At 57.0% G+C, this 14652-nt stretch carries 13 protein-coding genes; 7 read left to right on the forward strand and 6 right to left on the reverse strand.

What is annotated here, in order from left to right; genetic code table 11:
* Positions 1-489, forward strand: a 489-nt coding sequence (locus tag ABLU96_RS05685) for an IS3 family transposase (RefSeq protein ID WP_348862376.1), incomplete at its 5' end; no start/stop codon positions are given.
* An 816-nt stretch (positions 490-1305) separates the two neighbouring features.
* Here the strand turns inward: ABLU96_RS05685 and hutG are convergent.
* From hutG to hutU, 4 genes are read right to left on the reverse strand one after another with little or no spacing between them, the layout of a single operon-like run.
* Positions 1306-2115, reverse strand: a complete 810-nt coding sequence (gene hutG, locus ABLU96_RS05690; RefSeq protein WP_072065664.1) for an N-formylglutamate deformylase — start codon at positions 2113-2115, stop codon at positions 1306-1308.
* Complete coding sequence (hutI, locus tag ABLU96_RS05695) at positions 2108-3316, reverse strand: imidazolonepropionase (protein WP_064405194.1); 1209 nt, start codon at positions 3314-3316, stop codon at positions 2108-2110. Before hutI ends, hutG begins: the two co-directional genes overlap by 8 nt.
* An 11-nt stretch (positions 3317-3327) precedes the next feature.
* Positions 3328-4722, reverse strand: a complete 1395-nt coding sequence (locus ABLU96_RS05700) for a cytosine permease (RefSeq protein WP_025107235.1) — start codon at positions 4720-4722, stop codon at positions 3328-3330.
* A 52-nt stretch (positions 4723-4774) separates the two neighbouring features.
* Complete coding sequence (hutU, locus tag ABLU96_RS05705; RefSeq protein WP_057173096.1) at positions 4775-6451, reverse strand: urocanate hydratase; 1677 nt, start codon at positions 6449-6451, stop codon at positions 4775-4777.
* Positions 6452-6958: 507 nt separating this feature from the next.
* Between hutU and ABLU96_RS05710 the strand changes: the two genes are divergently transcribed.
* The 5 genes from ABLU96_RS05710 to ABLU96_RS05730 are packed head-to-tail and all read left to right on the forward strand — an operon-like array spanning position 6959 to position 11829.
* Positions 6959-8056 (forward strand): ATP-binding cassette domain-containing protein, encoded by a 1098-nt coding sequence (locus ABLU96_RS05710; RefSeq protein WP_064405196.1) that lies wholly within the window; start codon positions 6959-6961, stop codon positions 8054-8056.
* Positions 8053-8697 (forward strand): ABC transporter permease subunit, encoded by a 645-nt coding sequence (locus tag ABLU96_RS05715; protein WP_004848024.1) that lies wholly within the window; start codon positions 8053-8055, stop codon positions 8695-8697. The genes ABLU96_RS05710 and ABLU96_RS05715 overlap by 4 nt, the downstream gene beginning before the upstream one ends.
* A gap of 2 nt (positions 8698-8699) precedes the next feature.
* Positions 8700-9380 carry an ABC transporter permease gene (locus ABLU96_RS05720; RefSeq protein WP_064405198.1) on the forward strand — a complete coding sequence of 227 codons (681 nt, stop codon included), beginning with the start codon at positions 8700-8702 and terminating at the stop codon, positions 9378-9380.
* A gap of 30 nt (positions 9381-9410) precedes the next feature.
* Positions 9411-10286 carry an ABC transporter substrate-binding protein gene (locus tag ABLU96_RS05725; protein ID WP_004848020.1) on the forward strand — a complete coding sequence of 292 codons (876 nt, stop codon included), beginning with the start codon at positions 9411-9413 and terminating at the stop codon, positions 10284-10286.
* Between the two features lie 10 nt (positions 10287-10296).
* Positions 10297-11829: an aromatic amino acid ammonia-lyase gene (locus ABLU96_RS05730; protein WP_064405199.1), complete on the forward strand. Its 1533-nt coding sequence runs from the start codon at positions 10297-10299 to the stop codon at positions 11827-11829.
* Positions 11830-11862: 33 nt separating this feature from the next.
* Here ABLU96_RS05730 and ABLU96_RS05735 read toward each other — a convergent pair whose 3' ends face one another.
* Together ABLU96_RS05735 and hutC are read right to left on the reverse strand one after the other, a co-directional pair.
* On the reverse strand, positions 11863-12420 hold the full coding sequence (locus tag ABLU96_RS05735) for a HutD family protein (protein ID WP_064405201.1): 558 nt from the start codon (positions 12418-12420) through the stop codon (positions 11863-11865).
* On the reverse strand, positions 12417-13178 hold the full coding sequence (gene hutC / locus ABLU96_RS05740; RefSeq protein WP_004848014.1) for a histidine utilization repressor: 762 nt from the start codon (positions 13176-13178) through the stop codon (positions 12417-12419). Before hutC ends, ABLU96_RS05735 begins: the two co-directional genes overlap by 4 nt.
* A 102-nt stretch (positions 13179-13280) precedes the next feature.
* Here hutC and ABLU96_RS05745 point away from each other — a divergent pair, with 102 nt between their 5' ends.
* Positions 13281-14648 carry a formimidoylglutamate deiminase gene (locus tag ABLU96_RS05745; protein ID WP_014228062.1) on the forward strand — a complete coding sequence of 456 codons (1368 nt, stop codon included), beginning with the start codon at positions 13281-13283 and terminating at the stop codon, positions 14646-14648.
* Positions 14649-14652: the final 4 nt, after the last annotated feature.

Genomic DNA, 14652 nt, shown 5'->3' on the forward strand with positions numbered 1-14652 from the left:
CAGTGCTGGAGTATGGATTTCGTGTCGGATAACCTGTTTAACGGACGACGTTTCCTGGCGCTGACTGTAGTGGATAATTTTAGTCGGGAGTGTGTGGCGATCCATGCCGGAAAGTCGCTGAAAGGTGAGGATGTGGTCGGTGTGATGGAAGGGTTGCGGGTGCTGGGCAAGCGCCTGCCGGTACGTATTCAGACAGATAACGGCAGCGAGTTTATTTCGAAAATTCTGGATAAATGGGCGTATGAGCACGGTGTCACAATGGACTTCTCCCGCCCCGGAAAACCAACGGATAACCCGTTTATTGAGTCATTTAATGGCAGTCTGCGGGATGAATGCCTGAACATTCACTGGTTCCTGTCGCTGGAAGATGCGCAGGACAAACTCGACAACTGGCGCAGGGAATATAATCATGAGAGAACGCATTCATCATTAAATGACATGACTCCGGCTGAATTCATCCGAAGTCTCCGGAAAGACGAGGATCTCTGATTTAGCACTGCACTGAATTTGGGCCAGGGTCAACTTCCTGTCGTATCCATTCAATGGCATCATTCATTACAGCGTAATAGTCCTCCGCGCCATGATGTTTCAGGTCGTTGACATCGGCATCTTTGGATATTCTGGCAAGAAGGCTACACGGTGATCTGGAATATTACAGGTATGAAAATCAGCATCGAACTCCATGATATCGATTTCGTCGACAGGCTGTTTTTCCATATAAACCCGGATTTCTCCATAGTCACTTTTCCAGCGTTTGATTTCGCTTTCGTCAAACGAGCAGCGCCTGAGTGATATACTTGTCTATTGGGGCCTATACAGGCAAATATAAGCAATGTCCGTTCCTGGCACAGAGCTGCTGTTGCAGCCCTGACAACCTTAGACCTCTATCGATTCAGAAATCCCTGACGCATCATCGACTTCAATGCCCAGATAACGGACTGTGCTTTCCAGTTTCTTATGACCCAACAGAAGTTGAATCACCCGAAGATTCCTGGTTTTCTGTTTCCACCTGGCAATACAGCCAGGCGATGAGGAAAGCAAGTGGGACCGCCTCACGTCCTGCAGAAGACGGTTCATGAATCCCGCTCAGTCCTGGTATTGTGAAAAGCCCCTTTCCGCAAGGAAAGGGGGGGCAGTTCAGAAAGACGGGGATATAAGGGGGTCCGCTAACGGCCCGCATTCCCCCTCTCTTCAGAAGAAGTCAGGCAGGCGGTAAGGCGTCGCTTTATTTGACCTTTCTTATCGCCTTCGGCTGTTTTACAGACTTTTTGGATGCCTGTGTCTTCAGCATTTCAATATACGCGTTCACATTCCGGGCTCGCCGTACTGCTCTCGCCCCCACTGCAACGCAGTATTAATCAACCTCTCCAGCAGTTGTTGCGCCTGCTGCCCTTTCTCCGGAAGATAAGCAAAGCTCTCCTCATCCATATAGCAGCACTGGGCCATTTCTAGCTGAACAGCATGAATATGGTTGGCGGGATCGCCATAGTGACGGGTGATATATCCGCCCTTAAAGCGGCCATTGAGTATCCGGCTATACTGCGGGAACGCATTGCAGCTTGCCAGCAGCGCCTGGCTAAGCTGCGTCGAACAGCTGGCGCCGTCCGCCGTACCAAAGTTCAGATCCGGCAGTCGCCCTTCAAACAAGCGCGGCACCACGGATTTGATCGAGTGCGCATCCCACAACAGCGCATAGCCAAATTTCTCACGCAGACGTGCCAGTTCAGCGGCAAGCGCCTGGTGATAAGGCTGCCAGACCTGTTTTAGGATCGCGTCCTTCGCCGCCGCGTCAGGCGCACCGCCCGGCACGAACAGGGCTTCTCCGTCAAAAAAGATATCGGTAAACAGCCCGGTTGTCGCCGTGCTGTAAAGCGGTTTATCATCCGCCGGGCGATTGATATCCACCACATAGCGGGAATAGCGGGCGCATAACGTGCTGGCCCCCATGTCCGCGATGGTCTGATAGAGCAAGGGAATATGCCAGTCGGTATCTTCCAGACGCTTCGCCCTCGGCGTGAGCCCCTGGGCGACTTCGGGGGTTAATAACGTTCCCGGGTGGGGCATACTGACCAGAAGCGGCAGGTTCCCCTGCCGCAAATCAAACGCCTTAATCACAATAAACCTCCTTACCTTGATAAATCACCTGTTTCGAAAGGGAGCCTCCCAGCCAGTAGCTTAGCTCCGCCGGATGAGCGATATCCCACGCCACGAAGCTGGCCTCTTTTCCGGCTTCCAGAGAACCACAAACTGTATCCAGCCCCAGCGCCTTCGCGCCGTTAAGCGTCACGCCAGCCAACGCCTCTTCCGGCGTCATGCGGAATAGCGTACAGGCCATATTCATCATCAGACGCAGGGACAACACCGGCGAGGTGCCGGGATTTAAATCGCTGGCGAGGGCAATCGGCACCCGGTACTGACGCAGCAGATCCAGCGGCGGTAGCTGTTTCTCACGCAGGAAGTAATAGGCGCCCGGCAACAGCACCGCCACCGTCCCATGGCGTGCCATTGCGGCGATATCTTCTTCGCACAAATATTCCAGATGATCCGCCGATAGCGCATGGTAGCGAGCGGCCAACGCCGCCCCATGCTGTAGCGTTAGCTGTTCAGCATGGAGCTTCACTGGCAGCCCCAGTTCCCGGGCCTTCTGGAAGACCCGCTCCACTTGCGAGAGCGAAAATGCCAGGTGTTCGCAGAACGCATCTACCGCATCCACCAGCCCTTCCTGATGCAGTTCCGGCAGCAGTCGTTCGCAAATATAGTCAATCCAGGCATCCGCCCGCTCCTGATACTCGACGGGCACCGCATGGGCCGCCAGGCAGGTACTGCGCACGGTCAGCGGCAATATGTCGCCTAAACGGCGGATCGCCCGCAGCATTTTACGTTCGTTAACCAGATCCAGGCCGTAGCCGGATTTGATCTCCAGCGCCGTTACGCCATCCCGGCATAGCTCCCGGATACGCTGCCGCGCGCTCTCCAGCAACTGGCTTTCGCTGGCCTGTCGCGTGGCGTTGACTGTACTGGCGATCCCGCCGCCGCCAGCCGCGATCTCCGCATAGCTCGCCCCGTTGAGACGCATTTCAAATTCCCGGGCCCGGTCGCCGCCAAACACCGCGTGGCTATGACAATCCACCAGTCCCGGCGTGACCACCCTGCCCTGCAAATCCACCCGCTGCGCAACGGGCAAGTCCGGCAATTCTGCCCGGTTCCCGACCCATAACAGCACTGCGCCGTCGGTCAGCATCGCGCCATCGTCAAGCAACTGATAATGCCCTGCGGCCATGGTGGCGATCCGGCAGTGGTGCCAAAGGGTATACATGGCGCTCTCCTTTAACGACTGATGGCGGCGCCAGCCGCCGCTGCGGACTGCGCTTTGCGCAGGACATAGTAGAGCCCCGCCGGTAGCGCCAGCCCAATAAGCCAGGAGATATCGATACCGCCCAGCATCTTCACGAATGGGCCGGAATAGAATCCACTATCAATAAACGGCGTCTGTACCGCCACTCCAACGAGATAAACCCCGAGCCCCGTCACATTCCACGCCCGATATTTCCCGTTCGGATCGTTCAGCGCCTCCATGTCTATCGCCTGATGGTTGAAGAAATAGTAATCCACCAGGTTAATCGCGCTCCACGGTGTAAAGAAAGTCAACAGGAACAACAGGAAGGATTTAAAAGCCGACAGGAAAGAGTGTTGCCCGATAATCGCGATAGCGGTCGCCAGGGTAATAATCATCGCCAGCACCAGCAGACGTACCGACTGGCTTACGCGCACTCGCTGCTTCCCGCAGCTGTACACCGTCGCCAGGCACATCAGGCTGCCGTAGGCATTCAGGGTATTGATCGTCAGTTTACCAAACGCGATGCTCAGATATAACAGCGTGGCAATCGCGCCGGTGCCGCCCAGGCCGACGATATAGTCCACCTCATGACCGACCAGTTTTCCCTGCGAGAGAGCGGCAGCCAGCACCCCGACGGTCATGGCGATTTGCGCGCCAATCACCGAACCGCTCCCGACGGCGAAAAAGACCTTCCCGGGAGAGGTGCTGCGCGGTAGATAGCGGGAATAATCGGCAACATAGGGGCCAAAGGTGATCTGCCAGGAAGCCGCAAGGCCGGTGGCGGTTAAAAACGTACTCCAGCTAAAGGGTCGGATACTCAGCAGGTCGCCAATAGCCGGAAAGGAACTGATTTTCCACAGCAGGTAGATAAACGCGATAATCCCCACCAGGCTCGCCAGCTTACCCAACAGGTGGATCAAACGATAGCCGACATAGGCGATAACCAGCGTGGCGGCAGCAAAAAGCAGAATGCCGCTGGTTTCCGTAGTATGGAAAACCGCTGAGATCGCCTGGCCGGACAGCACCGCCCCGGTGGCGATAAAGCCAAGGTACATCAGGCAGACCAGCAGAATCGGCAGGCAGGCGCCGTAGACGCCGAACTGTACCCGGCTGCTGATCATCTGTGGTATCCCCAGCTGCGGCCCTTGCGCGGCATGCAATGCCATCACAATCCCACCGGCAATCTGCCCCAGCATAAGACCGGCCAGCGACCAGAAAACATCCCCGCCGAATACAATAGTTAATGCGCCAGTGACCATGGCGGTGATTTGCAGGTTAGCCCCCAGCCACAGGGTGAACTGGCTAAAAATGCTACCGTGGCGTTCACCGTCAGGGATGGGTTCAATAGAACGTGTTTCGATGTATGTTGTGTTGTTATTATTCATGGCAGCACTCCGGTGAGGCGAAGAGGATACATTGCCCCCTTCGCCGGAGAAATTAGTCCGCAATCATTGGCAAGTTGAGTCCTTGCTCTCTGGCGCATTCAATCGCGATGTCATAACCCGCATCCGCATGGCGCATCACACCGGTGGCCGGGTCGTTGCTCAGCACCCGGGCGATGCGCTCCGCCGCTTCATCGCTGCCGTCGCATACAATGACGACGCCGGAGTGCTGGGAGAAGCCCATCCCTACGCCGCCGCCATGGTGCAGGGAAACCCAGGTCGCGCCACTGGCGGTATTCAGCAGCGCGTTCAGCAACGGCCAGTCGGAGACCGCGTCGGAGCCGTCCTGCATCGCTTCCGTTTCGCGGTTAGGGCTGGCAACGGAGCCGGAGTCAAGATGATCGCGGCCGATCACGATCGGTGCCGACAGCTCGCCGCTGCGGACCATTTCGTTAAACGCCAGGCCCAGCCGGGCGCGCTGTCCCAGGCCGACCCAGCAGATCCGGGCCGGCAGCCCCTGGAAGCTGATGCGCTCTCTGGCCATATCCAGCCAGTGGTGGAGGTGTTCATCATCGGGTATTAGCGCTTTAACTTTCGCGTCGGTGCGGTAGATATCCTGCGGATCGCCGGAAAGCGCCGCCCAGCGGAATGGGCCAATCCCCCGGCAGAACAGCGGACGAATATAGGCGGGAACAAAGCCTGGGAAGTCAAAAGCGTTTTCCACCCCCATCTCTTTCGCCATCTGGCGGATGTTGTTGCCGTAATCGAAGGTGGGAATGCCCTGCTGCCTGAAGGCGAGCATGGCTTTAACGTGTTCAGCCATTGAGGATTTCGCCGCGTGGATCGTCTCCACCGGGTGGGACTGCGCGCGAGCGCGGTAGTCTTCCCAGCTCATGCCCAGCGGCAGATAACCGTTGAGGGGATCGTGTGCACTGGTCTGGTCGGTCACCATATCCGGGCGCACGCCGCGTCTTACCAGCTCCGGTAAAATTTCCGCCGCGTTGCCATGCAGCGCGATGGATACCGCTTCTCCTTTTGCGGTATAGCGGGCGATGCGGGCCAGGGCGTCATCCAGATCGCTGGCCTGCTCATCGACATAGCCGGTACGCAGACGGAAGTCGATACGCGACTGCTGGCATTCAATATTCAGCGAACAGGCTCCCGCCAGGGTTGCGGCCAGCGGCTGAGCGCCGCCCATCCCCCCCAGGCCCGCTGTCAGCACCCAGCGTCCGCGCAGGCTACCGTTATAGTGCTGGCGCCCGGCTTCCACAAACGTTTCGTAAGTGCCCTGAACAATGCCCTGGCTGCCGATGTAGATCCATGAGCCGGCCGTCATTTGCCCGTACATCGCCAGACCTTGTGCATCAAGCTCGTTGAAGTGCTCCCAGTTTGCCCAGTGCGGTACGAGGTTGGAGTTGGCGATCAGCACCCGCGGGGCGTTGTCGTGGGTTTTGAAAACCCCCACCGGTTTACCGGACTGGATCAACAGCGTTTCATCATCATTGAGCTGCTTCAGGGTCTCAACGATCTTGTCGTAGCATTCCCAGTTTCGGGCCGCCCGGCCAATACCGCCGTACACCACCAGCTCTTTTGGATTTTCGGCGACATCGGGATCCAGGTTGTTCATCAGCATGCGCAGCGGCGCCTCTGTGAACCAACTTTTTGCGTTCAGCTTAGTGCCTCGCGGGGCTCTTATTTCAACATCGCGAAAACGGGTTGCTTGTTTACTCATGCGCTTTACCTTCTTATCCGTTACCTGTCATATGTTAATTAATTGTTAGTTTTGTTATTTGCATTTTAATTGTATATACATGATAAGCATGTTGGATGCCAGGTTAGCAATTAATTTATAAAACTAATAAAATTCAACAAATTAACATAAAAACAGAAGGACATACTGCGCTATACACTCGTGAACACACCGTGATGATGGGCCATTTTGGTGCAAAAATACAGCTCTTCGCCTTATTTTTGTGCACTAAAACATCACAAAAAGATAACACTAGTGCATTTTCTATCTCGTCATGACTTCTTATCTCGCCATAGACGGCAGTACCAGATAACGCAAATACACTATAAGTAATTGTTTTAAAATAACAAAATAACCATCTCATTGCATATCCCTCTGGCAGTGGCACAAGTTTTGCTAGTTGTACATACAAGATTATACATAGCAGCATTTTGTCGCGTGACTTCCCTGCATTCGGGAACACCACACACAACAATCAGAGGCGTGAAGATGATTACCTTCCAGAATGTGACTAAGCACTACGACAACGGTTCGGTCGTAGTAGATGGCCTTAGCCTGGTAGCGCCGGGGGGCAAAATTACGGTATTTGTCGGCCCTTCGGGCTGTGGAAAAACCACCTCATTGCGGATGATTAACCGGTTAGTGGAACCGTCATCGGGCCGGATCCTGCTTAACGGCGAAGCCACCGAGCAAATGGATATCGTGCAACTGCGCCGCCGTATTGGCTATGTCATTCAAAATGCAGGTTTATTCCCCCATAAAAATATTATCGACAACATTGCCACCACCGCGATTCTCAACGGCGCCGCCAAAAGTAAAGCCAGAGCCAGAGCCGGGGAATTACTGGAAGTCGTCGGTCTGGATCCGCAAATCGCCAAACGCTTCCCCTGGCAGCTTTCCGGAGGCCAGCAGCAGCGCGTGGGCGTTGCCCGCGCCCTGGCGGCAGACCCGGAGTTTATGTTGATGGACGAACCGTTCAGCGCGGTCGACCCGGTGGTCCGCGAACAGCTGCAGGAAGAGTTTTTGCGTATTCAGAAAGAGGTGAGCAAAACCATCATTATGGTCACTCACGATATTGATGAAGCCATGAAGCTCGGCGACCTGGTCGCGGTACTTAAACCTGGCGGCAAGCTGGCGCAGATGGCCTCCCCAGGCAAACTGCTCAATACGCCGCAAAACGCCTTTGTGGCGGACTTTATCGGCAAAGACAGAGGCTATCGCAAACTGAGTTTCCACGCCGCCGACACAGAAACCGGGTTACGCGACGAGCCCTATGCCGAGCTGGACTGTTCCTTCGAGCAGGCCAAAGAGATGGCCATCGACCGCTGGCTGCTGGTTACCCAAAACGGCAAAGCGTTTGGCTGGTTCGACACCCATCAGCCGGCAACAGCGATTACCCACGACAACATCAATCTGGGGGCGACGTTCCACCAGCAGGGGAGCCCGTTGCGCCATTTGCTGGACGCTGCGCTGAGCTCGCCCAACCATCGGGCCGTGATCGTCGATGAACGGCAAATCCCGCAGGGGACCATCCACCTCGATCAAGTACTCGACATGTGTAAATCCACGCGCCAGGAGGGAGCATGAGATTCGATTGGCTATGGGCGCAGAGCGATAAAATCTTCAACCTGTTTCTCTGGCACAGCTATCTCGCAATTGTGCCGGTAGTGATAGGGTTAATTCTGGCGATCCCCGTCGGCTGGGGCATTCACCACCTGCCATCGGTCAAGTCGGCGATCGTTAACCTGTTTGGCCTACTCTATACCATTCCCTCCCTGGCGCTGTTTGTGCTGCTGCCCCCGCTGCTCCACACGCAGATTCTGGACCCCATTAATGTTGTGGTCGCCCTGACCATCTACAGCTTTGCGCTACTGGTTCGCACCGTCTGCGACGGGCTGGACTCCGTATCGGCCGATACCCGTCAGTCCGCGGCAGCGCTCGGGTATAAACCCGCTCAGCAGTTTTTCCAGATCGACCTGCCGCTGGCCGTGCCGGTGATTGGTTCCGGCCTGCGCGTTGCCGTGGTGTCTAACGTCAGTATCGTTTCCGTCGCGGCATTAATCGGCGCACCGCAGCTCGGCTCGCTGTTTACCCTGGGCTTCCAGCTGCAATTTCTGACGCCCATCATCGCCGGGATCGCGCTCAGCATCATTCTGGCGCTGCTGCTGGATATGCTGGTGGTTTACGCCACTCGTCAACTCAGCCGCTGGCAACCTCAGAGAGGATAATTATGCTTACCTGGTTTATGGATCCCATCCACTGGTTTGGTGAGGGCGGCATTTTCCCCCTTCTGGCGCAGCATATCAGCTATAGCGCTGTCGCTCTGGCGATCGCCTTTATCATCGCGTTTCCCGTCGGCTGCTACACCGGCCATACCGGTAAAGGGGAAGGCCTGCTCATCGGTACCACCAACGCCCTGCGCTCCCTGCCCTCATTTGGGCTGATTATTCTGCTGGTGATTTTACTTTCCGGCGAGTTTGAGTCCGATATGGCCTTTATTCTGCCCTGTATTCTGGTGCTGGTGGCGCTGGCGCTCCCGCCGATTGCGCTGGGTGTGCATGCGGGTATTCGCGCGCTCGATCCCTATGTCCTTGATGCCGCTCGCGGCATGGGGATGACGCGGCTGCAGATCCTGCTACAGGTGGAGTTGCCCTGCGCGCTTCCGCTGATCCTCTCCGGCGTGCGCAGCGCCACGTTGCAGATTATTTCCACCGCCACCATCGCAGCCTATGTCTCGCTGGGGGGATTCGGACGTCTGATTATTGACGGACGCGCGGCGAACGATTTCAGCCAGATGATCGCCGGCGCCATGCTGGTGGCGCTACTGGCTTTACTGATCGACTGCTTGTTCTCTGTCTCGCAAAAAATAGTCGTTTCACCCGGTATTACCCGGCGTATTAAAAACCCATAACCTCATTCCACTGCTCAAAAGGATACCTCAATGAATATGAAAAAACGTATTTTGACGCTGTGTTCAGCGCTGCTGCTGTCGGCGACCTCATCGGCCTGGGCCGCGCCGAAAGTCATTGTCGGTTCTGCAGACTTCCCGGAAAGCCAACTGCTGGGCACCATTTATGCGGGTGCGTTAGAAGCGCAAAATATCCCGGTGGAGAAAAAGCTGAACATCGGCAGCCGCGAAGTGTATATCCCGGCGCTGCTGGACGGTTCCATCACGCTGATCCCGGAATACAGCGGCGCGCTGTTGAGCTATCTGGATGCGAAAAATGCGGCACACGGTAGTGAGGACGTCGCCAGAGAGCTGGCCGCTAAGCTGCCGGAGAAAGTTAAAATGCTGCAGATCTCCCAGGCTCAGGATATCGACGTTCTGGCCGTGACGCAGAAAACCGCCGATAAATATAAACTGAAAACCATCGCCGATTTACAGCCTGTTGCCAGCCAACTGGTGCTGGGCGGCCCGGCGGAATGGAAAACCCGCCATGAGGGGCTCTCCGGCCTGCGCGACGTGTACGGGCTGAACTTTAAGAGTTTTAAAGTGCTGGACGTCGGCGGGCCGCTGACGCTCAGCGCCATGAAAAATAACCAGGTCCAGGTCGCCGATCTGCTTTCAACCTCGCCAGCAATCAAAAAAGATCGCCTTGTCGTGCTGGAAGACACAAAACATCTGTTCGCGGCGCAAAATATTGTGCCAATCGTCGCCAGTGAAGCGCTGAATGACGCCGTGACCACCACGCTGAATAAAGTCTCTGCTCAGCTAACGACTGAAGATCTGATCGACATGAACGAGCAAATTGCCGAATTTGTCAGCATCGACGATATCGCGCATCAGTGGCTGGTAAAACATGGATTTAGCCAATAAGGTCGCAGACATGACAACTCCTCTGAACGGCAGCATTACCCTCGGGCAGGCACCGGGTACTGTGGATGAGATAGTGCGGATTGCCGACGGCGCGCCGATCGCGCTGGAGAAGGCGGCGCTGGATAATATGGCGCGGGTCAGCAGCCGTATCCAGCGCGCCATTGAACAAGGCCAGATAATCTACGGGCTGACGACCGGCGTCGGCGATCTGGTCACCACCCGGCTTTCCCCGGACAGGATGACGGATACTCAGTTGAATATGCTGCGCAGCCACGCCTGCGGAGTCGGTCCGGACCTGACGGTGCGTGAAGTGCGGGCCATGATGGCGGTGACGTTAAAATCCCTGCTGCAGGGATACAGCGGCGTTACCCCGGCGCTGGCGCAGCGTATCGCCGATATGTTGAACCGTCAGGTCACGCCGTGGTCACCCGCCGGCGGCTCCGTCGGTTACCTGATTGCCACCGCCCATATCGGCCTTGCGGTCTTCGGCGAAGGCAAATGCTGGTATCAGGGAGAACTGCTGCCGGCGCAACAGGCGCTGACGCGGGCGGGTATCCCGCCCTATGTTCCCGGCCCCAGAGAGGGTCACGCGTTGGTCGGCGGTACCTATGAGATCACCGCGCTGGGCTGCCTGGCCGTGGCGGATTTCCAGCGTCTGCTCCCCGTCGCCGATATGGCGGGCGGGATGTGCCTCGAGGCCATGCGAGGAAATACGCGCGGCTACGATGCCCGCCTGCACGCCCTGCGCCCTCATCCCGGACAGCAGGAAACCGCGCAAAACCTGCGCCGCCTGCTGAAAGGCAGCGAGATCCTGGCGCGTTATCGCGACCACCGGGTTCAGGACGCGCTTAGTTTACGCTGTATCCCCCAGATCCACGGCGCGGTGCGCGACCAGCTGGCCCACTGTCGGCAGATTATGACCATCGAACTCAATTCGGTGACCGATAACCCGCTGTTTCTGGTAGAAGAAGACAGGCTTATCGTGATGCCCGGGGGCAACGGTCACGGTGCGCCAACGGCGCTGGCGCTGGATGCGCTGGCCGTTGCGATTGCCCAGTTGAGCACCGCTTCCCAGGCCCGTTGCGACCGAATAACCAATACGCATCTCAGCGGGCTGCCGGCCTTTCTTATCTCGCCGGATTCGGGGTACTCCGGGATGATGATCCCACCCTACGTCGCCGCTGCGCTGGCGGGCGATAACCGCAGTCTGGCCGGCCCGGCCAGTATCCACACGGTATCCACCTGCGCCGGTCAGGAAGATCATGTCAGCATGGGAGTTGCCGCCGCACGTAAAGCGCTTAAGGCGGTAGAAAACGCCGTGGACATCGTCGCCATCGAACTGCTGTGCGCCTGTCAGGCGCTGGAGTTCCATCGCCCGCTGCGTGCCGCCGTGGGCAGCGAGGCGACGCTGGAGAGAGTGCGTCAGGCGGTGCCGTTCCGGGATAAAGATACGCTGCTCTACCCCGATATACATGCGCTACGCGCCCTGATTCATCAGGGCGAACTCAGCGCGATGCTGCAGGCATTGTGCGAAGAGGTGTGACAACAGGCGCCGCAGAAGGAGCCTGCGGCGTGATTAAAGGGGAACCAGCGTGATGCGGGCCAGACGCGCGCCCGGAGAGTCCGGGATAACCAGCGCCACCGCTTCATCCACCAGCAGACTGTCGTAATGTTCCAGTAAATAGCGTTGGTCGCCGATGCTCACCCGCAACGCGGGCCCGGCATTAAACAATATCCGCAGTCCGCCCTGATGCGACCACGTCCCCGCCCCGCACCAGCTCACCGTCGCCCGCAGAGCGGCTTCCCGGTAAATCACATTAAAATCCAGCAGCGGGCCGCCGACAATCTCACAGGATACGCCGCTCGCGCCGTTAAACCCCAGCGCCTGGAAAGGCGCAATCAATGCGCTGCGCTGCCCATCGATTGTCAGGTACATCCCGCCGCCTTCCAGCACGCTGATATTGCGCAGGTAGCCGGGAAATGCGGAGAACGGACCAGGCTGGCGAATGGTCGCCAGGGAAATACGCCAGTCATATTCCCCCGCTTCCGGATAGCGGGCCACTTCGCGCGTCACGCCCTGGCCGTTTTTCCAGGGCATTTCCGTATACAACCCGGCAGGGAGCAGACGGATCATTTGCGCATGCTCCCTTCCAGGCGGTAACGCGGACCGGGATAGACCAGGCGCACGCTGGTGACGATTTTCTTCTCCTGACGGCCGGTCCACGTCCGACGATTGACCAGCAGACAAGGCGTATGTTCATCAATTTCCAGGTAAACACACTCGGCCCGCGTGACGTTGACCGCTTCAATAACGTGTTCGCCTTCAACAATCGGCGCAATTGAGGAGAGATAGGCGTTCGGCGTGATACGTGTAAAATCCTGCTGCAGGTAGTCAGGCACAACCTGCATATTCACCAGTCGGTCTTCCAGCATAACCGGTACGCCATTTTCATAATGGCAAATCAGCGAATGGTACAGACCGCAACCCTGCTGCATGCCGAAGCTGAACGCCTGCTGGGCATCGGCTTCGATTTCCGTCAGTCTGAAGACTCTGGCGTGGTGGCGATGGCCACGGCTGGCGATTTCGTCAGCGATATTGTTAATGTCCAGCAGCGCCGACTGGCCGCGAATTTCGGCGACAAAAGTACCGACCCCCTGCATCCGCACCAGCAAGCCCTCCGCGGTCAGTTCTCGCAACGCGCGGTTAATCGTCATTCTGCTATAGCCAAACAGCGTGACCAGTTCGCTTTCAGAAGGAACACGGTAATTCGCGGGCCATGCCCCGCTGTGGATCTTGGTTTTGATCATGGCCTTTACCCTTTCATAAAAGGGGGCGGGATGTTCAAGTAACTCATCCATGGAATCCGAATTTGACAGGTCGTTACGCGCCATTAACCATTCCTCATATGCTGACGTTGTCAGTTTACTCTATGACCTGTTAGATGTATATATATGTACATGTATATACATTAGCACTGATAATAAGGTGGTAAAATGGCAGTCTGGTTGGCAGAAAAAGCGCTGTTGCCTGATGGCTGGGCAAATAATGTCGGCATAACCGTGTCCGAAGAAGGCATCATAACCGCGCTGGAAAAGAACGCAGCGCCGAATCCGCAGGCGACGCGCATCAAAGGGGTCGTCGTGCCGGGTATGCCGAACCTGCACTCCCATGCCTTCCAGCGGGCGATGGCCGGGTTAACGGAGGTGGCGGGAAACCCGTCGGATAGCTTCTGGACCTGGCGGGATCTGATGTACAGGCTGGTAGATAAAATTACGCCAGAACAGCTGGAAACCATCGCCAGCTATCTGTACATCGAAATGCTCAAAGCCGGGTACACCTCGGTCGCCGAATTCCACTATCTGCATCACAGCAGCAGCGGCGCGCCTTATGAAGAGCGGACGGAATTAGCGCTGCGTATCGCCAGCGCGGCGAAACATACCGGCATCGGCCTGACGCTGCTGCCCGTCCTGTACAGTTACGCCGGGTTTGGCGCGCAGCCGCCCTCCGTTGGACAGCGCCGCTTTATCAACGATAGCGACAGCTACCTGACAATGTACGAGTCGCTCACATCGCGGCTGGCCGGCGAGCCAATGCAGCGTACCGGTCTGTGCTTCCACTCATTACGGGCCGTTACGCCGGAGCAGATTGGCGCCATTCTGGCCTGCCATCCTGGCCAGCAGCCGATTCATATTCATATTGCTGAACAGCAAAAAGAGGTGGATGACTGCCTGGCCTGGTCCGGCGAGCGCCCGGTGGAGTGGCTGTACAACCATCTCCCCGTGGATTCGCGCTGGTGCCTGATCCACGCCACTCATCTGACGCCTCAGGAAACGATGAAGATCGCCACATCCGGTGCGGTGGCCGGCCTGTGCCTGACTACCGAAGCCAATCTCGGCGATGGCATATTCCCTGGCCCACAATATCTGGAGCATAACGGCGTCTGGGGAATTGGTTCCGACAGCCACATTAGCGTCAGCGTCAGCGAGGATTTACGCTGGTTCGAATACGGGCAGCGCCTGATAGCCCAGCGCCGCAACCGGCTCATCGTCCCAGGCGAGCCTCACGTCGGCAACGTGCTGTATCAAGGGGCGCTACGAGGCGGCGCCAGAGCGCTGGGCCAAAACATTGGCCAGCTAAGCGTAGGATATCGGGCCGATCTGGTCGTATTGGATAGCCAGAATCCCTTTATCGCCAGCGCAGAAGACCAGATGCTGCTCAACCGCTGGATCTTCGCCTGCTCATCTAATCCCATTACCGCGGTGATGACTGGCGGACGCTGGGTGATTGAGGATGGGCATCACCATAAAGAAGAATCTGTCTCTCAGGCATTTATTCAGGTAATGAAAGATCTTGCAGCCTGATATC

It is taken from the genome of Klebsiella sp. CN_Kp106 (genome assembly GCF_040064575.1).
Classification (GTDB): Bacteria; Pseudomonadota; Gammaproteobacteria; order Enterobacterales; family Enterobacteriaceae; genus Klebsiella; species Klebsiella michiganensis.